Consider the following 20,547-nt stretch of genomic DNA (forward strand, 5'->3'; position numbering starts at 1 on the left):
GTATTATGTTTGTAATTGGTACTCTTGAATGTCTAAGTCTAAATTTCTCTCCTTTAGCCAGCGTTGGCGGTATCTAATAGGAACAACTGAAGAGTTTTCTATGGAGGCCCGGATATTCCATAGCATTTCGATTATTATTTTTGTTGCCCTTATTATTCTCACTGGTTATAATCTCTCTACCACATTACATTTATCTGCACTGATATCTGCTATTATTGTTGTTTTACAGGCATTTCTATACTATATAAGCCGCTTTAGGGGTATGCTAAATTTGGCAGCATCGCTTTCTGCAATTGAAATAAATATAGGTATTACGTTTGCCTACTTCTACAATTCAGGCATATCTGGGAGTATCCTGTTGCTTTTTGCTTTAACACTATTTTTAATTGTAGTGGTGATTCCAAAGAAGCAGCGGTTGTTTTGGTATTTGCTAAACCTGGCGATAATGGGCACTCTTGTTTACCTGGAGTACCTGGATCCCGGAGTAATAAAGCAGCATTATGCAAACCGGGGCGAGATGTTTACTGATGTAGTTTTCACCTACATTGTTGTAGTTACACTGCTGTATATTTGTACAGTACAATTGCGCAGGAATTATGATGAGCAAAAGCAGTTGGCCGAAGAGAAGGCTGGAAAGCTTCAGTTGATGAATAGCCAAAAAGATAAACTATTCTCGATCATCTCTCATGACCTGACAGGTCCGCTAGCCTCCCTAAAACAATACCTTTCTCTACTTAACGATATAGAACTTACCCCACATGAAAGAAGCGTAGTTGAAAGAGATCTAGCCCGTTCTTTGGGGGATGCCCAGTATTTATTAGAGAATTTGCTACACTGGACCAAAAGCCAGATGGAGAATGACCAAATGTTTCTTGAGAAGCTAACTTTGAGGCAGGTATTAGGACCTACTGTGCTAATGTTTCAGCAAACTGCGCTAGCTAAGGGGGTGCGTTTTCTTACGGATATAGACGAACTTACTGTAATTAGGGCCGATAGAAATATGTTCCAGTCGGTAATGCGAAATTTGTTAAACAATGCAATAAAATTTACCTATGCTGAAGGGGTGGTTGAATTGAAGAGTGAGGTTAGTGATGGCCGATGTGTTTTATCAGTTCGCGATAATGGGACTGGTATTTCTCCGGAAAAACAGGCTAAAATATTTACCATGAATATTGTTTCCAGCTACGGTACGGAATTGGAAAAGGGCACCGGATTAGGTTTGATGCTATGTAAAGACTTTGTTGACAAACAAGATGGGCGTATCTGGTTTGAAAGTACGCCCGAAAGCGGAACAGTCTTTTATGTTTCGATGCCTGTTGTATAAAAAGGCGTGTCGTTTGGGCATGTGATTCTCCTTATTTTTATGATATTTGCACATAGTTTGCCGCAGCTTGCGGTTCAATAATGAAATTTAAATGAAGATCTGGCAGAAGAACGTAACCGTTAATAAAGATATAGAAACATTTACTGTTGGCAAAGACAGGGAACTGGATTTACAAATGGCTGCATTTGATGTGCTTGGTTCATTGGCGCATGTGCAAATGCTAGAAAGTATTGGCTTGCTTACTGCCTCCGACCTAGCATCGATACAAAAAGAACTTAAACACATTTATATTGAAATTGAAGCGGGCAGTTTTACTATTGATGACACTGTAGAAGACGTTCACTCTCAAGTAGAGTGGTTACTTACCCAGCGAATAGGCGAAGCCGGCAAAAAAATACACAGCGGCCGCTCCCGTAACGATCAGGTATTAGTTGACCTTAAGCTTTTCTTTAGAGACTGTATTGAGGAAATGGTCGGAAATACCACTCTTTTATTTGGGCAGCTCATTGCATTGAGTAATATACATAAAGATAAATTACTTCCGGGTTATACACACCTGCAGATTGCCATGCCGTCGTCGTTCGGACTGTGGTTTGGTGCTTACGCTGAAAGCTTGGTTGATGATATGGAATTGATGCTTGCAGCATGGAAGATCTGTAACAAGAATCCGTTGGGTTCAGCCGCAGGCTATGGTTCTTCATTTCCCCTTAACCGAACGATGACTACTGAACTGCTAGGGTTTGAGCGGTTAAACTACAACGTTGTATACGCGCAGATGGGCAGGGGGAAAACAGAAAGGATATTGGCACAGGCCATGTCGTCAATTGCTGCAACGCTGGCAAAAATGGCGATGGATGTTTGCTTGTTTATTAGTCAGAATTTTGGTTTCATTAGTTTTCCGGATGAATTGACAACTGGATCTAGCATTATGCCTCATAAAAAGAATCCTGATGTATTTGAACTGATCAGATCACGTTGCAACAAGATCCAGGCTTTGCCTAATGAAATTGCTATGATGATTACTAATTTGCCATCTGGATACCACAGAGACCTACAACTGCTTAAAGAAAATCTTTTCCCAGCTATAACTTCGTTAAACGAATGCTTGGGCATAGCAACATTTATGCTGCAGAATATTACGGTAAAAGATCATATCCTTGATGATAAAAAATATGCCTATCTTTTTAGTGTAGAAGTAGTAAATGAGCTTGCACTTAAAGGAACACCTTTTAGAGAAGCGTATAAGGTTGTTGGCGAAAGTATAGAGAACGGCACGTTTTCACCTACAAAGACTGTAAATCATACCCACGAAGGAAGTATAGGCAATTTGTGCAATACCGAAATTGAAGATATGATGACAGCCATATTGGATCAGTTCCAATTTGATAAAACTAAAGAAGCTATAAAGCAATTGCTGGCTTAAGTTAAAATATTAATCCTATAAACATTAAGAAATGAAAGTATCAGTATTGGCTAGTTCTCTTATCGGATCGGAGATCATTAAAATAGGTAACGAAGTTAATGAGATGAAGCGCAAAGGTGCACAGATTGCCAACCTGACCATAGGGGATTTTGACCCCGCAATATTTCCAATACCGGAAGAATTGAAAGAGGGGATCGTAAGTGCCTACAATGCACATCAAACCAATTACCCCCCTGCTGATGGCATATTGCTCCTACGTGAAACCGTATCTGAAATCTTAAAAGATAGGTTTGGTTTGGAATACAGCACTTCCGAGATCTTAATTTCCGGAGGGTCCAGGCCGCTGATTTATGCCACCTACCTGGCATTGATTGATCCAGGCGATACAGTTGTTTTTCCGGCGCCGTCATGGAATAATAACCACTATTGCCATTTGACTTCAGCTAAAGCTATAGCAGTTGAAACTGACGCTGAAAATAACTTTATGCCAACGGCTGCGCAGCTGAAACCACATCTTAAAGGGGCAACATTGTTAGCATTGTGTTCTCCGCTAAATCCTACAGGTACAATGTTTACTGCAGCGCAACTTGCTGAAATATGCGATGCGGTGATAGAAGAAAACCATTCCAGGGGTCTGAATGAAAAGCCATTGTACATGATGTATGATCAAATTTACTCACTACTTACCTTTGGTGTAGACCATGTAAATCCGGTTAGTTTAAGGCCTGAGATAAGAGACTATGTCATATTTGTAGATGGCAGTTCTAAATGCCTTGCAGCGACCGGAGTGCGGGTAGGTTGGGGCTTTGGCCCGGCAGATATTGTAAACAGGATGAAAGCACTTGTAGGGCATATGGGTGCCTGGGCACCTAAAGCGGAGCAAGTTGCCATGGCAACTTATTTTGGACAAAAGGAAGTGTTAGATGGCTTTTTATCATCTTTTAAGTCGAAGGTTCAAGACAGTTTAAATGCTTTATACAGCGGTTTCATTAATTTAAAGAAAGAGGGTTTTGATGTGGATGCTGTAGAGCCAATGGGCGCCATTTACTTGACCATTAGGATTAACTACATCGGAAAATCTACACCAGATGGAGAACTTTTGAAGAATAGCGCTGACGTTAATTTTTACCTGATTAAAGAAGCTAAGGTTGCGTTAGTACCGTTCTCTGCATTTGGTAATGAGGAAGACATGCCTTGGTACAGGGCCTCTGTGGGCGCCTGTACGTTGCAGGACATTAAAGATATGTTGCCAAGAATTAAAGCAGCACTAAGCAAACTAAAATAGAGTCAACATATGAGAAGGCAACTGGTTACAGTTGCCTTCTTTGTATTATTTGAATTCAGATGTTTTGTGAAATTCAATATCAGGATAATCGCGCATAGTCATATTGATCATGAAGTCGTTGTCTGCAAGAAAAACAGGGTTGCCGTCTTTATCTTCGCCAATATGCTGTTGCTTTCTTTTTAAGAATTCTTCCAGCTTTTTCTTATCCTTGGAAGTTACCCAATTTGACCGGCCATAGCTGAGCATTCTAAAGTGCGCTTTAGCCCCGTATTCATGTTCTAGTCTAAAAGCAATAACCTCAAATTGAAGTTCACCAACTGCGCCAATGATTTTTCTATTGCCGGGCTGTTGAGTAAATAATTGTGCAACTCCTTCTTCAGTTAATTGCTGTATTCCTTTTTCCAGTTGTTTTGTGCGCAGAGGATCTCTGTTTTCTACCTCTTTAAATATTTCCGGAGAAAAGCTTGGTATTCCTTTAAACTGGAGTTTTTCCCCCTCAGTTAATGTATCTCCGATCTTGAAATTTCCACTGTCGTACAATCCTACAACGTCACCAGGCCAAGCCTCTTCAACAATACTTTTCTCATTAGCCATGAAATCCATTGGGTTTGAGAATTTTAGTTTTTTATCTTGTCTGGAGTGATAATAGAATTTATTTCGTTCAAATTTTCCGGAGCATATCCTTAAAAATGCAATCCTATCGCGGTGTTTCGGATCAAGATTTGCATGAATCTTAAATACAAAGCCAGTGAAGTTTTTCTCATCCACCATTACTTCACGCTGCTCAGCTTCCCTGCTTTTTGGACTTGGGGCAATATTGATAAACGTATCCAGCAACTCTTTTATTCCGAAGTTGTTGATGGCACTGCCAAAAAATACAGGTGCTAACAAACCTTCAATGTACATGCTTTTATCAAGTGAGCCATATACGCCTTCAACCAATTCCAGATCGCCTTTTAAACCCTCTAGCTCTTTTGGCTTAAGGAAGTTTGCAAGATTTGGATCGTTTAAATCGCCCACCTCAATTACTGGTTCGCTGATCTTGGTTTTATCAGCCTCGAAAAGATTTAAGTGTTTGTTATAAATGCTGTACACCCCTTTGAAGGTGTGACCCTGACCAATTGGCCATGACAATGGGCAAAGACTGATGTTTAATTTACTCTCAATTTCGTCAAGCAGGTCGAATGCGTCTTTACCTTCTCGGTCCATCTTATTAATAAAGATAATAACCGGTGTGTTTCTCATACGGCAAACTGCCATCAGCTTCTCTGTCTGCTCTTCTACCCCCTTAACGCAATCTACAACAAGAATAACGCTATCAACTGCAGATAATGTGCGATAAGTATCTTCAGCAAAGTCTTTGTGACCCGGGGTATCCAGAATATTTATTCGTTTACCGCTATATTCAAAACCCATCACGGAAGTTGCAACGGAAATTCCACGCTGCTTCTCTATTTCCATAAAGTCTGATGTACTGCTTTGATTAGCCTTATTTCGTTTTACAGCCCCTGCAGTATTGATGGCGCCACCAAAAAGCAGGAATTTTTCAGTAAGGGTTGTTTTTCCCGCATCTGGGTGACTAATAATGGCGAATGTTTTTCGTTTTTCTATTTCTGGATGAATCATAAAGAATTAAACAGCTGCGCTCTCTGAGCTTTTGCAAAGCTGCAAAGATAATAAAAAAGCCGGCTGTGTGCCGGCTTTCTTAATGCTTTGAAAATGTTATCCTCGTCCTCCTCTGGACGACCTGCCAGATGAAGTGCTTCCCCTACCTTCGTTTCCTGAAGATCTGCTCGGTGCAGAACGCTCCATGCGTTGAGGTGCCTGTTGGACTTCCGGTCTTCTCTCCATCCGTTGTGGCTGAGCTTGTTGTTGCCTTGGTTGTTCTTGCCTAGCTTGTACCTGCCTGTCAGTTTGAGGCTGTCTTTCTGCCTGAACTTGTTGGTCTACTTGGGCGGCTCTCTGACCTTGATCAGGCCTAACTTGCGGCTGTGCCTGATCTTGTCTTCCAACTCGCTCTGGCCTGGCTGTTGCAGCCCTTTCGTCCCTTTGCTGCTGATCCCTTTGCGGCTGGGCTTGTTGTATATTTCTATCCGGTCTGTTGCCAACTGGCTCTCTGTTCGCTGTGATTCTGTCGTCACCTCTTACCTGTCGATCATAGCCATTACCTTGTCTACCATCCTGCGAAGAACGATCAGGTCTGGCTGTTGCATAACCTTCACCTCTTACTGACTCTCTTGGGCCTGTAACCCCAGTATTTCCTGCTCTGCTGCGACTAGGCGAATACATATTAATCCTATTGCCATCAAAGTTGGTCCTGCTTGGTCTTGCAGTTCTGTTAACACTGTAAACAGGTACGTCCCTTCCGGTATATCTTCTAATATCATTTGCTCTTGGGCCACTTGAATAATAGCGGTTATTCCTGACATAGGTGTTGTTTATGATTGTAGTATTGTTAATAATTACAACATTTCTGCGAGAATAATAACGTGGGAAGCTATTGTAGTAGATATTTCGTTGTGGCACGAATACCCACCATAGATCAGGAATGTTAATATTTACGTTAACGTTCATACCCGGACCCATTGGTGCCCATCCATAATATCCACCTCCGCTTCTCCAGCTTACCCATGCCGGTCCCCACACTGTATCGGGAATCCAAACCCACTGGCTGTATCGATTATAAACCCAACGGCCGTAGTGAAAAGGTGCCCAGCCCCAATCATAGTCCGATACCCAAGTGTTGCCATATTCGGTCATCGCCCAGCGGCCGTTGCTGTAATAAGGCCTAAATTCGCCCTGCTCGACGTCAGGTCTCCATACATATCCGTACTGAGGATCCTGAATCCAAGTTCCATAAGGAGATAATTCATCATAGAAGGACTGCATGGACACGTCCTCGTCTTGTGCCATAACCTTTTGTGTGGTTCCGGTTAGAAGGAGCATGAGCCCCAGCACAATAGCCGGTAATTTGATCATGTGTTTCATTTTGTGTGTGTTTTAAATTTACCTAACAATCTTTGTATATCAATTTGAGTTCCAAACCAACTCAAAGTTTAACGCTTTATAAAATATTACATTATGCTTATGGATGATAACGTAATTATATTGGTTTAAGTCTTGTATGTGCGAACATATAATCTGTTATTAATGTATCAATTTACAAAATACTTTTTGTAAGGACGATCCTTAAGCAAACAAGGTTGCACGTAGATTACAATAATTTAGCACCTTTGTAGCAAAAGAAAAAAAATACCGCATTTTGCAGTAATTAATATCATTTAAAATAATTTATGGAAAAAGGTACACTCTTTTTGATCCCTGTCCCTCTGGCGGAAAACGCAGCAAGCAAATCTTTTACAGCTTACTTAGGTGATACCATCAATTCTTTGACCACCTATATCGTCGAAAACGAGAAAACAGCCCGAAAGTTCTTAAAGGAAGCAGGGATAAAAACGCCCCAGTCTGACCTGACCATTCATGATTATGGAAAACATAAGAGAAATGATTCTATGGTTCCATATTTTAAGGAACTGATGACAGGTAAAGACGTTGGTTTAATGAGTGAAGCTGGATGCCCTGGTGTTGCAGACCCCGGAGCAGAGGTTGTGTCCGAAGCTCATAAACGAGGAATAAAGGTAGTTCCCCTGGTTGGCCCCAGTTCATTGCTTCTTGCGCTAATGGCTTCCGGTTTCAATGGGCAGAGCTTTACTTTTCATGGTTATTTGCCTATCGATAAAGTGGATCGTGTTAAACGGATCAAAGAATTGGAGCAGTTGGCTCAACAACATAAACAGACGCAAATTTTTATTGAGACCCCTTTCAGAAATAATCACATGTTCGAGGACATTTTAAAAAATACAGCCGCCCAAACATTACTTTGTATAGCCAGTAATATGACCAGCGAACACGAGTTCGTTAAAACAATGTCTGTAGGACAGTGGAGACAGGAGCGGATTGACCTGCATAAGAAGCCAACGATTTTCTTGCTATATCGCAGTTAACGATACATGTTCTTGCTGTCAATAAAATTCAATACAGCGTCTGGAACAAAATATTGGACATTCTTTCCTTCAGCAATTGCTTTTCTGATAAATGTAGAGGAGATGTCCATTTGGGGTGTCTCTGTGATAGTTACTGCAGGGTGTTTTTGCCATTGGAACAAATCTATGTTAGGTCTCGGATAAACGTAGATTTCATAATTTTTTAATAAAACCTCATAATTCTTCCACTTTTTAAAAGATGTAAGGTTGTCTGCCCCCATAATTAATGCGAAATTCCTTTCTGGGTATTTTTCGTTAAGGTAGGTTAGTGTATCTATGGTAAAGGAGGGTTGAGGAAGACCGAACTCAATATCACTCACTTTAATGTGCTTGGCATTATCGGTAGCCAACTTGGCCATCTCCAGGCGATCGTACATATTTGCCAAACCATTTTTATTCTTTAAAGGATTATGAGGAGATACAACTAGCCACACCTCATCAAGACCGCTAAATCCAGCCATGTAGTTAGCGATAACCAAGTGTCCAATGTGTATGGGGTTAAAAGATCCGAAAAATAGCCCTGTTTTCATTAAGCTGATTACTAGTTTCCCAGAAATTTACTTATCAACTCTTCGGCCTCAGCACAGGCGGTGTCTAGGTCGTGGTTCTTTAATATGATGTCAAACTTATCAGCATATTCCAACTCTTTCTCTGCTTTTGTAAATCGTTCCTGAAGTTTCTCCTGACTATCTGTACCGCGACCACTTAAACGTTCCTTTAAAACGTCAAGAGAAGGCGGTTGTACGAAAATAGCCAATGCATCCTGTTCGTATTTACGTTTTAAACGCAGACCGCCTTCTACATCAATATCAAATATGACGTGTTTGTCATCATTCCAAATTCTTTCTATTTCGGATCTTAAGGTGCCGTAGAATGTACCATTATACACCTCCTCAAATTCTACAAATTCCTGGCGCGCAACACGGTGAAGGAAATCCTCCTTGGTAATGAAATAATAATCTTTTTCATTCTGTTCATCGCCCCTTGATTCGCGGGTTGTTGCAGAAATAGAGAAACTTAAGTTCGGAAATTTCTTAAGCAAATGCTTTACTATAGTTGTTTTGCCTGCTCCAGAAGGTGCTGAAAATATAATGAGTTTACCTTGTTTCATTTAATTTATTTGGTCCTCAAGCAAAAGCTTAAAGAACGTTTAATAGTTGTTCCTTAATTTTTTCAAGCTCTTCTTTCATTCCAACAACAAGTTGTTGTATTTGTGCGTCGTTAGCTTTAGCTCCCATTGTGTTAATCTCACGGCCAATTTCCTGAGAAATAAACCCGAGTTTCTTACCATTAGCATCCTTGCTTTTTAGGGTTTCAATAAAATAGTCGCAGTGACTTTTAAGTCTTATTTTCTCTTCAGTAATGTCAAGCTTATCAATATAATATATCAATTCTTGCTCTAAACGGTTCTGGTCTATGTTTAGTTTTCCTACATTATCTTCCAGAAACTGATTTAATCTGTTTTTTATGGAAGGAATACGGAGTGGTTCCAACACCTCAACTTCAGCGAAAAATTGTAATATGTTTTTAATTCTTAATTCAAGGTCCGTCCTTAAGACCATACCTTCTGCGGCTCTAAATTGGTTAAAGTTGGTCAAAGCGTTGACAAATGTAGCATTAAGTATATCCCAGTCACCTTCATTAATCTCCTCTTCAGCATAGCTGATCACCTCAGGGAAATTAAGTGCAGCCTGTAAAAGATTAGTTGAATCTGCTCCTAGACTTTGATTAATTTCTTGTAGCTGCTTATAATACTTACTTAACAGTCCCGCATTAATTGTTGCTCCTTTTAAATTTTCTTCACCACGTTCTACGTTAATAGCTACGCTAACTTTGCCACGTTCAATGTCTTTACTGCAAATGTTGCGCAAAAGCAATTCTTTTTCTGAAAACGCTCTTGGCATTTTTAAGTTCAGTTCTAAGAACTTGCTGTTTAGGGACTTGATCTCTACTGAAAATTTTGCATTTTCATGATCAGTTAAGGCAAGGCCATACCCTGTCATTGATTTTATCATGTGCAAAGATATAATTTATTGCGTTTTCAAAACCATTTAACTTTTTTTAACTTATTCTATTAGCAAACTTTCTTAAGTTTACCCAATTATATGTAGCTAATGTTAATTAATCGCCTATATCTTTTATTAAGCTTCCTGGCGTTATCGCTTTCCTCCACCTCGCTTTTCGCCCAACAAGAATTCCAGTTGAAGGGGGCTATACTTGAATTGGGTACAAATAATAGGATTGGCTCTGCACAAATTCAAAATAGAAGAACAACATTCACTTCCACTACCAATAGCCTTGGCATTTTTGAAATCAAGGCTGCTGTTGGGGATACCTTATTAATTTATGCAGGCGAGTTTTCAGACTCCGCTGTTGTGGTTCGATCTCAGACAGACCTATTAATTAAGTTGAGGAGGGGAACCATGCTGAAAGAAGTAAAAATTACAGAGCAGTCAAAAAAGCTTGAACTTACAGAGATGAAGCAGGAGTACCGAAATAAGGGCGTCTTTTATTCAGGTAAGCCTCCAGTGCTATCCTTCCTTTTTAAGCCACTTACCGCACTTTATGAGACCTTTGGCCGGACCCCAAAGAATGCAAGGAGGTTTGGCAAATACTATGAGACTGAAATGCAACAAACACTGATTGACGGATTTTTTAATGAGACAATTATTCAGGAGAATACAGATTTGAAGGGAACGGATTTAGAAGATTTTATGATTTATTACCGCCCACCATTTGATAAGGCGCAGTATTGGGCTAAATATGATGCCATTAAATATATAAGAGAATCCTATAAAACTTATAAAGAAAGCCTAAAAAAATAAAAGATTAAATGGATAATGCTTCGCAGGCTTTCTCTGCAGCTAGCTTTTCGGCGTTCTTTTTATTGTAATCTCTTCCCACTCCAAAACTTTCGCCTTCAATAACAGCATTTATTGTGAACAATTTTGTGCTTTCTCCTTCGCTATTTTGTACCATGTCAAATGAAATATCTTTACCATGACGCTGGCACCATTCGATTAACTTACTCTTAAAATTGGTTTCTGTTAATTCAAGAGTATGAATGTCTATGTACGGCTTCACAATCCTTTTAAGCAAGAAGTCTTTAGTGAAATTGTAGCCCTTATCCAGATAAATGGCCCCAATTAAAGCTTCGAATGCATCGCCCAACATAGAATGATGTTTGGTTTGGACGTTTACTGTTTTCTGATCAAATACAATAAGCTGATCAAAACCCATCTTTCTTGCAAGTTGATTTAAATTGGCTCGGTTTACAATTTTAGATCGCATTTCCGTCAGAAATCCCTCTTCTTTGTAAGGATAGCTTTTAAAAAGCAACTCTGCTATTACTGACCCTAGAATTGCATCGCCTAAAAACTCCAATCGCTCATTGCTGCTTCTGCTGCCGTTTTTCAAGATTTTTGCAACAGACCTGTGTCTGAACGCCATTTTATACAAAACGGTATTTCCAGGCACGAAGCCTAAAATATTGTTCAACTTTTTTATAAAGTCTTTATCTGCGGACAGATAAAGTTTATACAGGTCAAGTATTGACATTAATTGAAATAAGGACTGTTACTCTTCGTATTTTTTGAAAATCACAGAAGCATTATGGCCACCAAATCCAAATGTGTTGCTTAATGCCGCACGTATAGGACGTTTTTGTGACTTATTGAATGTGAAGTTTAATTTTGGATCAAAATCTGGATCATCTGTAAAGTGATTGATTGTAGGAGGTACTACATCATTCTGTACTGCAAGTATAGACGCAATTGCTTCTATAGCACCAGCGGCCCCTAATAAATGGCCAGTCATCGATTTAGTTGAACTAATGTTTAGTTTGTAAGCGTCTTCGCCAAAAAGATCAACAATAGCCCTGCTTTCTGATATATCACCCAATGGGGTAGAAGTACCATGAACGTTAATGTAGTCAATGTCGGCAGTAGTCATGCCCGCATCTCTCAATGCGTTGGTCATCACCATTCTCGCACCCAATCCTTGCGGGTGAGGAGCCGTTATGTGATTGGCATCTGCACTCATGCCGCCACCAACAAGTTCGGCATAAATTTTTGCGCCGCGTTTTTTTGCATGTTCCAGTTCTTCGAGTATAATCGTCCCTGCACCTTCCCCGGCAACAAAACCATCGCGGTCTTTGTCAAACGGTCTGGATGCAGTTGCAGCGTCATCATTTCTTGTAGAAAGCGCATGCATTGCGTTAAAGCCCCCTATGCCTGCTTCGTTGATAATTGCTTCAGATCCACCGCTGATGATCACATCACACATATTTAGTCTGATGTAATTGTAAGCGTCGATCATTGCATTTGTCGAAGAGGCACAAGCAGAAACTGTTGCGAAATTTGGTCCACGTAAACCATATTTTATAGAAATATGGCCTGGAACAATGTCAATAATGACTTTAGGAATAAAGAAGGGATTAATGCGTGGCGTGCCGTCACCCAAGAAAAAGTTCTTCATTTCATCCTGAAAAGTTTTAAAACCGCCTATACCTGATCCCCAGATTACACCAATACGATTGGTATCCAATTCAGAAAAATTGAAGTTTCCGTCTTTTACGGCTTCATCGGTTGATACTAAGGCATATTGAACAAATGGATCTAATTTGCGGGCCTCCTTTTTATCCAAAAAGTCTTCAGGATTGAAGTTTTTAAGCTCACATGCAAATTTTGTTTTGAACTTTGAGGTGTCAAAACCAGTAATAGGGCCAGCGCCGCTCACACCATTTAATAAGCCATCCCAAAACTCAGGGATGGTATTACCAATTGGAGTGAGCGCACCTAACCCTGTAACTACAACTCTTTTTAATTCCATTTATGCGGATTATACGGAGACCGTATTTTACTTAACGTTTTTTTCCAGGTAAGCAATTGCTTGACCAACTGTACCAATGGTCTCAGCCTGATCATCAGGGATTGCTACATTGAATTCTTTTTCAAACTCCATAATAAGTTCTACTGTATCTAAAGAATCCGCACCCAAGTCGTTAGTGAAAGAAGCTTCTGGTGTAACTTCGCTTTCGTCCACACCTAATTTTTCAACGATAATAGCCTTAACTCTTGAAGCAATATCAGACATAATGATTATAATTTAATGGTTAAATAATTCAGTGCAAAGAAAAATAAATTCTAACACATTTCAAATGTTTTTATTTCTCTATCAATTTTAATGTTTTTATTTCGAACATTAAAGTAAAATTAGTTTTATAATTTCGTATTCCAGTAATCATATTGTGTTTTGAACAAAACTTATTTAAAACTATCATTAGATCTCGATTTTGTCCTTATTGCCATTACTGCGTCTCTTAAAGACTATGTTCTTTGTCACAAAATCAATACCCGCCTTAACTTTGATTTTGAAAAAATCGAAGACCATGAAGTTTATTTTAATATTGATGAAGACCCACTTTCTTTCACTAAGTACTATTTCTTTGTGGAACAGGGCGAAATCGAATACTATTTGATAAACAACCGAAACGCAGAAGGGTTTTTAATTCCAGAAATGAATAAAGTAGATTTTTTTATGGTCATACACCAATATATAGATAAGGAAGACCTCAATTACATACTTAGTGGATTAAATAAACTTCCTGATATTCAGGTAGCTGCGCAGATAGATCCAAAGCGGTTAAAGTCTCGTGAAAACTTGGTAATGTAAATTTTATATTGTGGGTGTATTAAATACACTATATTTGAAGTTAGAATATCAGACAAAATTATATTAATAACCTAATGAAACCATTTCATTCAAGAACAAAAATTGTAGCTACCTTAGGTCCTGCATCAGCCAAACCTGAAGTTTTATATAGTATGTTTAACGCCGGACTTGACGTTTGTCGTTTAAATTTTTCTCACGGTTCTCAAGCAGACCACCAGGCAGTACTGGACACCATTCGTGGTCTTAATGAAAAATATGGCTATAATGTAGGTATTCTTGCGGATTTGCAAGGCCCTAAAATTCGTATCGGGATGGTACAAGATGGCGGTATAAATCTTATAAATGGTTCACGAACAATCATCACTACTCAGAAATGCGTAGGTAACGAAGAACGTATTTATATCACATATGATACTTTTCCTCAGGATGTAAAGCCTGGTGAGATCATCCTTCTGGATGACGGGAAACTACAGATGCGTGTAATTGAAACTAATTTGAAAGATGAAGTATTATGTGAAGTTGTTCATGGAGGTATCCTGACCTCAAGAAAGGGTGTTAACCTTCCAAATACTAAAGTATCAATTCCTTCTTTGACACCGGAAGACAAAGAGAACCTGGAATTCGTACTACAAAATGATGTAGAATGGATCGGTCTTTCGTTTGTGCGTAACGCAGAAGACATTACCGAATTAAAAGAAATTATTGCTGCACGCGGAAAAACTGCAAGGGTAATTGCTAAAATAGAGAAACCAGAAGCTATTGCTAACATTGATGCAATTATTGCCGTTTCAGACGGTGTTATGGTTGCCCGTGGTGATCTTGGGGTTGAAATGCCGATGGAAGAGGTTCCATTATTGCAAAAAATGATCGTTCAGAAGTGTCGTGCAGCCTCTAAGCCAGTTATCGTGGCTACACAAATGCTAGAGAGCATGATCACTACGCCTAGGCCCACACGTGCTGAGGTAAATGATGTGGCTAACTCTGTATTGGACGGAGCAGATGCGGTAATGCTTAGCGGAGAGACATCTGTAGGAGAGTTTCCTTTGATCGTTATTGAAACCATGCAGAAAATCATCCAGAACATTGAGCAGAATAACTATCCATTTCATCCTGAAAAGTTCCTTAAGCCCAAAGCTGAAAGCTTCTTGAGTGATGCTGTTTGCGATTCTGCTTGTTTCTTGTCTAAACAAACCAATGCTGTTGGTATTGTATCTATGACTGTTAGTGGTTACACTGCTTTTGAGATATCAAGTCACAGACCAAAAGCATTGACTTACATCTTCACCAGTAACAGAAGCTTATTAAACAGTTTAAGTTTAATTTGGGGTGTACAGGGCTTTTATTATGATAAGTTTGAAAGTACTGATGAGACGATCCAAGACGTTAATGACTTGCTTAAAGAATATAAGCTAGTTAAAAAAGGTGATGTAATTATCAATACTGCCGCTATACCAATGGAGCAAAAAGGTAAAACCAATATGCTGAAAGTAACGGTTATCGAATAATTTTTCTACTTTTGCAATCCTTCAAAAGGAGAGTTGTCCGAGTGGTTGAAGGAGCACGCCTGGAAAGTGTGTATACCTCAAAAGGGTATCGAGAGTTCGAATCTCTCACTCTCCGCCAGAAGTAAACTAGAAGCCCGGTGTTAACGCACTGGGCTTTTTTATTTATAGCAGACCTTGCTTTGATAGATTTTTTGACATCTTGTTCGTTCTAGCTTCAGTATGAATATCATATCCAGGTAACCATACATTATCAATTCTATACTGTTGCATATCGAAAAGACAAACTAATGATCATTCATGGCCTACCAATTTGCTTACTACACATTTTATCAAGTTAAGACTAAAGAGCCTTTATAGTATATATTCGTTATTAATTGGCTTGATGGGTTCTGGAATTTTATCCTCTCCCAACATCTGTAGAAGGTTAATTTCTATATTGCGAGTAATCTGGTTTAATGGAACGCCTGCTGATTTGTTATCGAATGGATTGACCAAACTCATACCATTTATCTGGGTAGAAACAAACACAAACCCTATTAACCATCCTAAGAAAATGGAATACACTCCTGCCGATTGACTAATTACCAAAGTAAAACTGATAACAAAGAGCCAAATAAATACTTTGGTGAGGTAGGTGTAAGTAGTTGGAAATACAGTGTTTTTTATTCTTTCACTCATCCCCATGGAGTCCGAAAAGCGGGTAAGCATTTGGCTAATCTCCATAAATCTAAAGCCATCGATGGCGTTCTTTTTCGAGATAAGTTGGAGATCCCGTGCTTGAAGATTGAGAATCGCATTGTGTAAATTGCTGTGTTTTGATATCTCATGAAGATCAGCGGTGGTTAAGTATTTGGTATAGATTTCATCAGTTACCCCTCTTAAATTTGCTTTTAAGGCATATAAGAAGGCTATGTGACGATAAATCATTCGCTTTGATACTTCGGGTTCATTTTCCACATAGTTAATCAACGCTCGTGCGAAAGACCTAGAGTCGTTGACTAAAGATCCCCAAATTTTTCTTCCTTCCCACCACCTATCATATGCTTGATTGTTGTTGAAGCCAATAAAAAATGCAATAGCAGTTCCCAACAGAGATGGGATGATTACAGGTATCTCAAAATGATGCGCGATCAAGTATTCCCTAACAAGATATGCGGCTGTACAGGAGCCTATCATGATAAGGTCCACCTGCCATGTATTTCTTAGAATTCGGGAAAGTCTTATATTTTGAATGAGTAACATAATTGACGCTTGGGATTTTTCAAAACAAAATAAGTGCCTAAAATTTAAAAAGGCCACCTTGAATTTCAAGATGGCCTTTTTTCTTTCCTAAACAATCGGATGAATTATTTGGAGTTCTTTTTTTCTGTGATTTCTTTGCGGATCTCAGTAGCTAAGTTTTTCAAATCCTGCATTCCCTTGCGTACGCGGGTACCTGCAGCACCATTGCCGCCGTTGTAAAATTTTTCTGCATCCTTCTGGATTGAATCCACAAGATCTTTCACTTTTTGAAACTTGTCCATACGTTTTTTTAATTTATGAGTTTATAATTGATTGGTTTTGAGGAGTGAATATATCAAAAAATATATTTAATATGTTTCTATATTAATAATAATTTATCTCATCAACATTTATTATAACCATTTAGGGGCATTCTGCAACAGAATGCAAATTCTGACCGCGTTATTTTACTTTATCTTCAAGTAGTTTTATGATTTTAGATTTATCTTGAAGTTGTTCTTTGAGGATCAATACTTCTTCCTTAAGCTTTTTGTTCTGAGTTTTGATGGACCTTACCTCATTTTTAGATGAACTTTCTAAGTATAGCCTGTTTTCATCAGTTTCTAAAACTGAATTATTTAAGTTTTTATTCTCGTATTCTTTTAGAGTTGCTGAGAAGAACGTGGATGGAGATACCTCCAGAGCTTCAGACATACGCGAAAGTTCATCAAATTTAATAGAATGGTTTTTTAAAGCCAATCTAAAGCCATCTGGTTGCATCTTTACTTTTGCGGCCAACCATCTTTTAGTGAGCTTTTTTTCTTTAAGAAGAGTATCTACAATTTCCTTTAAATCCATAAAAAATTAAGTATTATTTGTATAGTGCGTAATAAATTAAGTAATATTGTGTAATAAACTCGTGACGTCTTTCGTTAAAATTTTGGTAAAAATAAATAAAATTTAGGATACGTGGTGAGAAATAATACTAGATGTTAATTTTTAGATATCGTTTTTATATTAATAACTAATTATTCATGGAAAAAAAATCGAGAACAGTGGTTAAACCCGGACAAATAAGAAAGTATAAAATCAACGAATGCTTGCTTAAATATAATTTGCCTGATCACCAGCAAGCAATGAAGAAATTGCCTAAGTTATTGAACATATCATTAAACACTTTTCACAACTACCGTAATATGCTGATAGATGCAAAGCAGGATATTCCACATGAGAAGGTCGTATTGTTTGAAGAATTATTTGAATTGAAAAGAGGAGAATTGTTAAATAAGGTGGTACGTATTACACCTTTAAAGGAAATCTTACGCCGCGAACTTGATTAGATGATAGCTTAATTTGCCTGGCAGACTAAAGTTTATCACTTAAAGCTCTATGAAATAGACATGTGCTCAACAGAGCGCGTATTGTTTAAGTATTTTGTTGTTTTTGTAAACAAACATTATATTTACATCCATGAGTAAAGGTAGATTTCAGGCAGATGCTCTAATGTTGCGCATTAAGAATATCAGGAAATTTAAGGGATATTCTCAATATCAAATAGCTCAAAAATTGGCGCTTTCTCAAAATGCTTACAGCAAGTTAGAGTTAGGACGCAGTAATCTCACTTTGGATAAGCTTTTTGATATTGCAGATATATTGGAAACTGATGTAGTTGATTTCTTTGAAAGCAATTCACACAAAATTGAACGAATTAAAGGTCAAAAAAAAACCGACAACCTTAATTGTTGTCGGTCTATTATTTACTGGTTTCGGTATTTTTTTCTGAAAATGCCCATTCTCTAAAAATATTTTTTAAGAGTAATTTTGCTTCAGCCGGGTTGACGTTACCAGCAATTGTTAGATAGGACTTAGAAGGCTGGAAAGATACTAAGTATAGATTTTTTAGATCAGCAAGGTTCAATTTATTGATTGTTGCTTCCGTGACATCTTCTGGGAAGTATTTTGTCCTATCTTTTATCTTATTCACTAGCTCAATTTTAAGATTTCTAAAGGATTCCTCACTAAACGAGGCATAGTAAACAGTCTTTTGTAAAGCAGATAATGCATATTCCAAACCTGCAATTGAAGTAGAGATGTTGCCGCCTTTCTCGTTAAAAGTAATGCCGGCTTGAGATTCAATCGCCATTTTATTGAGCGTCATATTCAACAACTCGAGTAAGGCGTAGTTAGGTGCTGTGCTAATTTCATCAACAGTAAGGCTAGCGTATACCTTTTGTGTATTTTTGTTTTCCGCTACAATAACATGCATTCCGTTTTTTAATTTGAAGCCAACAGGATTCATAAAGCCAACCTGCGACTTGGCTGAATAAGATAGAATGATGAGTAATATTGTGAATGACAGATTTCTTTTTGTTTTCATTTTTGTATTAGAAGTCCGCAAATGTATAGTTTACGTAAATTCTATCAAATAAGGAATAGATAGAAAGGCGATTTCAGAAGATAAGCACCCCAAATTGCCCGTTTAAAATAAAAATCTGATATACCTTTTTAATTTTTATTTATTTTAGTGTAAACAACCCTATGCCGAATGAATTGCTTGATTGTTGACGACAACAAAATTGAACTAACAGCACTAAAACAGTTAGTGAGCATGGATTCCTCATTAAGGCTAGTTGGCGAATGTTCTGATGCTGCTACCGCGGCTAGGGAGATGGTAAACTCATCTGTAGATTTAATGTTCTTAGATATAGAGATGCCAGAAATGAGTGGGATAGAACTTGTTAAAAGTTTAAGCGGAACTAGGCCGATAATTATATTTACAACATCGGGCTCTGAATACGCAGCAGAAGCGTATGATTTAAATGTTGTTGATTTTATTACGAAGCCTGTTTCTCCTGTTAGATTTCTACAAGCAGTTACGAAGGCCAGAGAACTTAAAAAGATGAGGAGTTTCGCATTAGAAAGCAGAGGAGATGAATTCATCTTCATCCGCGACTCTAATATTGTAAGAAGATTAAAATTAATTGATATTTTCTATTTCGAAGCTATGGGAGATTATGTAAAAGTATGCTTGGATGGACAAGAATATATTATTCATTCCACTTTAAAAGCAGTTGAACAAAAGTTAGTAGGGAATGATTTTTTTAGAGTGCATCGATCTTTTATAATAAATGTGGGGAGGATTGATACAATCGATGGAGGAATGATAATTATGAATAATATTTTGATTCCTGTGTCTGACGCTTTTCGCGCGGCACTTAATAAGCGAATGCAGATTCTTTAAAGTAGTTAATAGCTAATGTATTAAATTTGATACATGTTGTTTTCATTTTCGTGGGCGTCAGTTTTTCATAAATAGCACCTTAAAAGCTGCCTATCGTGTTTTAACGGCCTTTTTTGTCAATTTTCTTTCTTGAAGTGAAAATCATGGCACATTTCTTTCATAAGTCTGTGAAAAATTAAACACATGAAAAAGATAATTATTTTGGCAATTGGCCTTTTCGCGGCAACAGCTGCAAGCGCACAAGTTAGGTTAGGCGTAAAAGCAGGACTAAACTTACCTGATATTATTAAGGGAGATGGTAACAATAACTTTGATACGAAAGTTAATCCTGGCTTCAACGCTGGTGTAACAGTTGATATTCCGTTAATTAAGGGCTTAGCATTTACGCCTGAGCTATTGTATGCAACAAAAGGCTACAAGGCAACCACGAGTTTTGGTGAGTTCACCCAAACAACCAGCTTTATTGATATTCCAATTTTAGCGAGTATCAACCTTGGTGGAAGTGGTTTAAATCTAGTGGTTGGTCCGCAAGTATCATTTTTAACTAGCACTAAAAACAAATTTGATAGTGCCTTCGGAAGTGCACAGGAAACTATTGTTGAGGACGAATCTGACCGTTTCAAGAAAAGTCTTCTTGGTGGTGTGATTGGTTTCCGTTACGATATTAATAGCCAATTTGACATCCATGGCCGTTATGCGTTGGATTTCCAGAAAAATAATGAAGACGGTTCAAGAACTACGCCTGAATACAAAAACCAAGTGTTTTCTGTAGGTGTAGGTGTAAAATTTTAAACTGCTAAACATTGATAAAAAAGCCGCTCAAAAAGTGGCT

General features: G+C 38.3%; 23 protein-coding genes and 1 tRNA gene. 12 read left to right on the forward strand and 12 right to left on the reverse strand.

The window, feature by feature from the left end:
• Positions 1-28 precede the first annotated feature (28 nt).
• From ACXZ1K_RS03960 to ACXZ1K_RS03970, 3 genes are all read left to right on the forward strand, one after another.
• Positions 29-1,324, forward strand: coding sequence for a sensor histidine kinase (locus tag ACXZ1K_RS03960; protein ID WP_458972085.1), 1,296 nt, complete (start codon positions 29-31; stop codon positions 1,322-1,324).
• A 91-nt stretch (positions 1,325-1,415) separates the two neighbouring features.
• Entirely contained in the window at positions 1,416-2,747 is a 1,332-nt protein-coding gene (argH, locus tag ACXZ1K_RS03965) for an argininosuccinate lyase (protein WP_458972086.1), read from the forward strand.
• A gap of 31 nt (positions 2,748-2,778) precedes the next feature.
• Positions 2,779-4,032: a pyridoxal phosphate-dependent aminotransferase gene (locus ACXZ1K_RS03970; protein WP_458972087.1), complete on the forward strand. Its 1,254-nt coding sequence runs from the start codon at positions 2,779-2,781 to the stop codon at positions 4,030-4,032.
• 45 nt (positions 4,033-4,077) lie between these two features.
• On the opposite strand, the gene ACXZ1K_RS03975 is transcribed toward ACXZ1K_RS03970, so the two are convergent.
• Entirely contained in the window at positions 4,078-5,658 is a 1,581-nt protein-coding gene (locus ACXZ1K_RS03975) for a peptide chain release factor 3 (RefSeq protein WP_458972088.1), read from the reverse strand.
• A 96-nt stretch (positions 5,659-5,754) separates the two neighbouring features.
• Positions 5,755-7,011, reverse strand: coding sequence for a DUF6600 domain-containing protein (locus ACXZ1K_RS03980; protein WP_458972089.1), 1,257 nt, complete (start codon positions 7,009-7,011; stop codon positions 5,755-5,757).
• A gap of 314 nt (positions 7,012-7,325) precedes the next feature.
• On the opposite strand from ACXZ1K_RS03980, the gene ACXZ1K_RS03985 reads away from it, so the two are divergent.
• Positions 7,326-8,036 (forward strand): SAM-dependent methyltransferase, encoded by a 711-nt coding sequence (locus tag ACXZ1K_RS03985; protein ID WP_458972090.1) that lies wholly within the window; start codon positions 7,326-7,328, stop codon positions 8,034-8,036.
• Here the strand turns inward: ACXZ1K_RS03985 and nadD are convergent.
• The 3 genes from nadD to ACXZ1K_RS04000 are packed head-to-tail and all read right to left on the reverse strand — an operon-like array spanning position 8,033 to position 10,078.
• On the reverse strand, positions 8,033-8,605 hold the full coding sequence (nadD, locus tag ACXZ1K_RS03990) for a nicotinate (nicotinamide) nucleotide adenylyltransferase (protein WP_458972091.1): 573 nt from the start codon (positions 8,603-8,605) through the stop codon (positions 8,033-8,035). The genes ACXZ1K_RS03985 and nadD overlap by 4 nt on opposite strands.
• 11 nt (positions 8,606-8,616) lie before the next feature.
• Positions 8,617-9,186 (reverse strand): guanylate kinase, encoded by a 570-nt coding sequence (gene gmk, locus ACXZ1K_RS03995; protein WP_458972092.1) that lies wholly within the window; start codon positions 9,184-9,186, stop codon positions 8,617-8,619.
• Positions 9,187-9,214: 28 nt separating this feature from the next.
• On the reverse strand, positions 9,215-10,078 hold the full coding sequence (locus ACXZ1K_RS04000; RefSeq protein WP_458973230.1) for a YicC/YloC family endoribonuclease: 864 nt from the start codon (positions 10,076-10,078) through the stop codon (positions 9,215-9,217).
• Positions 10,079-10,189: 111 nt separating this feature from the next.
• Here ACXZ1K_RS04000 and ACXZ1K_RS04005 point away from each other — a divergent pair, with 111 nt between their 5' ends.
• Complete coding sequence (locus tag ACXZ1K_RS04005; RefSeq protein WP_458972093.1) at positions 10,190-10,900, forward strand: hypothetical protein; 711 nt, start codon at positions 10,190-10,192, stop codon at positions 10,898-10,900.
• 4 nt (positions 10,901-10,904) lie between these two features.
• On the opposite strand, the gene rnc is transcribed toward ACXZ1K_RS04005, so the two are convergent.
• Genes rnc through ACXZ1K_RS04020 form a run of 3 tightly spaced genes read right to left on the reverse strand, consistent with a single transcriptional unit; the run spans position 10,905 to position 13,169 of the window.
• The gene (gene rnc / locus ACXZ1K_RS04010; RefSeq protein WP_458972094.1) at positions 10,905-11,633 is read right to left on the reverse strand and encodes a ribonuclease III; all 729 of its coding nucleotides are present in this window, start codon (positions 11,631-11,633) and stop codon (positions 10,905-10,907) included.
• 18 nt (positions 11,634-11,651) lie between these two features.
• Positions 11,652-12,905, reverse strand: coding sequence for a beta-ketoacyl-ACP synthase II (gene fabF, locus ACXZ1K_RS04015; RefSeq protein WP_458972095.1), 1,254 nt, complete (start codon positions 12,903-12,905; stop codon positions 11,652-11,654).
• 27 nt (positions 12,906-12,932) lie between these two features.
• Positions 12,933-13,169: an acyl carrier protein gene (locus ACXZ1K_RS04020; protein ID WP_008508386.1), complete on the reverse strand. Its 237-nt coding sequence runs from the start codon at positions 13,167-13,169 to the stop codon at positions 12,933-12,935.
• A 159-nt stretch (positions 13,170-13,328) separates the two neighbouring features.
• Between ACXZ1K_RS04020 and ACXZ1K_RS04025 the strand changes: the two genes are divergently transcribed.
• From ACXZ1K_RS04025 to ACXZ1K_RS04035, 3 genes are all read left to right on the forward strand, one after another.
• On the forward strand, positions 13,329-13,748 hold the full coding sequence (locus ACXZ1K_RS04025) for an IPExxxVDY family protein (protein WP_458972096.1): 420 nt from the start codon (positions 13,329-13,331) through the stop codon (positions 13,746-13,748).
• Positions 13,749-13,822: 74 nt separating this feature from the next.
• Positions 13,823-15,253 (forward strand): pyruvate kinase, encoded by a 1,431-nt coding sequence (gene pyk, locus ACXZ1K_RS04030; protein WP_458972097.1) that lies wholly within the window; start codon positions 13,823-13,825, stop codon positions 15,251-15,253.
• Between the two features lie 27 nt (positions 15,254-15,280).
• A tRNA-Ser gene (locus tag ACXZ1K_RS04035) sits at positions 15,281-15,371 on the forward strand.
• Between the two features lie 233 nt (positions 15,372-15,604).
• On the opposite strand, the gene ACXZ1K_RS04040 is transcribed toward ACXZ1K_RS04035, so the two are convergent.
• The 3 genes from ACXZ1K_RS04040 to ACXZ1K_RS04050 all read right to left on the reverse strand — a co-directional run bounded on the left by ACXZ1K_RS04040 (position 15,605) and on the right by ACXZ1K_RS04050 (position 17,332).
• Entirely contained in the window at positions 15,605-16,495 is an 891-nt protein-coding gene (locus ACXZ1K_RS04040) for a bestrophin family protein (protein WP_458972098.1), read from the reverse strand.
• A 104-nt stretch (positions 16,496-16,599) separates the two neighbouring features.
• Complete coding sequence (locus tag ACXZ1K_RS04045) at positions 16,600-16,776, reverse strand: histone H1 (protein WP_458972099.1); 177 nt, start codon at positions 16,774-16,776, stop codon at positions 16,600-16,602.
• Positions 16,777-16,936: 160 nt separating this feature from the next.
• A complete protein-coding gene (locus ACXZ1K_RS04050; protein ID WP_458972100.1) occupies positions 16,937-17,332 on the reverse strand; it encodes a hypothetical protein in 396 nt (131 codons plus the stop codon).
• Positions 17,333-17,508: 176 nt separating this feature from the next.
• On the opposite strand from ACXZ1K_RS04050, the gene ACXZ1K_RS04055 reads away from it, so the two are divergent.
• The gene (locus ACXZ1K_RS04055; protein ID WP_458972101.1) at positions 17,509-17,814 is read left to right on the forward strand and encodes a hypothetical protein; all 306 of its coding nucleotides are present in this window, start codon (positions 17,509-17,511) and stop codon (positions 17,812-17,814) included.
• 163 nt (positions 17,815-17,977) lie between these two features.
• Positions 17,978-18,274, forward strand: coding sequence for a helix-turn-helix domain-containing protein (locus tag ACXZ1K_RS04060; RefSeq protein ID WP_458973231.1), 297 nt, complete (start codon positions 17,978-17,980; stop codon positions 18,272-18,274).
• Here the strand turns inward: ACXZ1K_RS04060 and ACXZ1K_RS04065 are convergent.
• Entirely contained in the window at positions 18,228-18,851 is a 624-nt protein-coding gene (locus tag ACXZ1K_RS04065; protein ID WP_458972102.1) for a peptidase M16 family protein, read from the reverse strand. The two genes, ACXZ1K_RS04060 and ACXZ1K_RS04065, sit on opposite strands and share 47 nt — an antisense overlap.
• Before the next feature lie 168 nt (positions 18,852-19,019).
• Here ACXZ1K_RS04065 and ACXZ1K_RS04070 point away from each other — a divergent pair, with 168 nt between their 5' ends.
• Both ACXZ1K_RS04070 and ACXZ1K_RS04075 read left to right on the forward strand, forming a co-directional pair.
• Positions 19,020-19,715, forward strand: a complete 696-nt coding sequence (locus ACXZ1K_RS04070) for a LytR/AlgR family response regulator transcription factor (RefSeq protein WP_458972103.1) — start codon at positions 19,020-19,022, stop codon at positions 19,713-19,715.
• Positions 19,716-19,898: 183 nt separating this feature from the next.
• Entirely contained in the window at positions 19,899-20,507 is a 609-nt protein-coding gene (locus tag ACXZ1K_RS04075) for a porin family protein (protein WP_458972104.1), read from the forward strand.
• Positions 20,508-20,547 lie beyond the last annotated feature (40 nt).

This window comes from Pedobacter jaeyakensis (genome assembly GCF_054461315.1).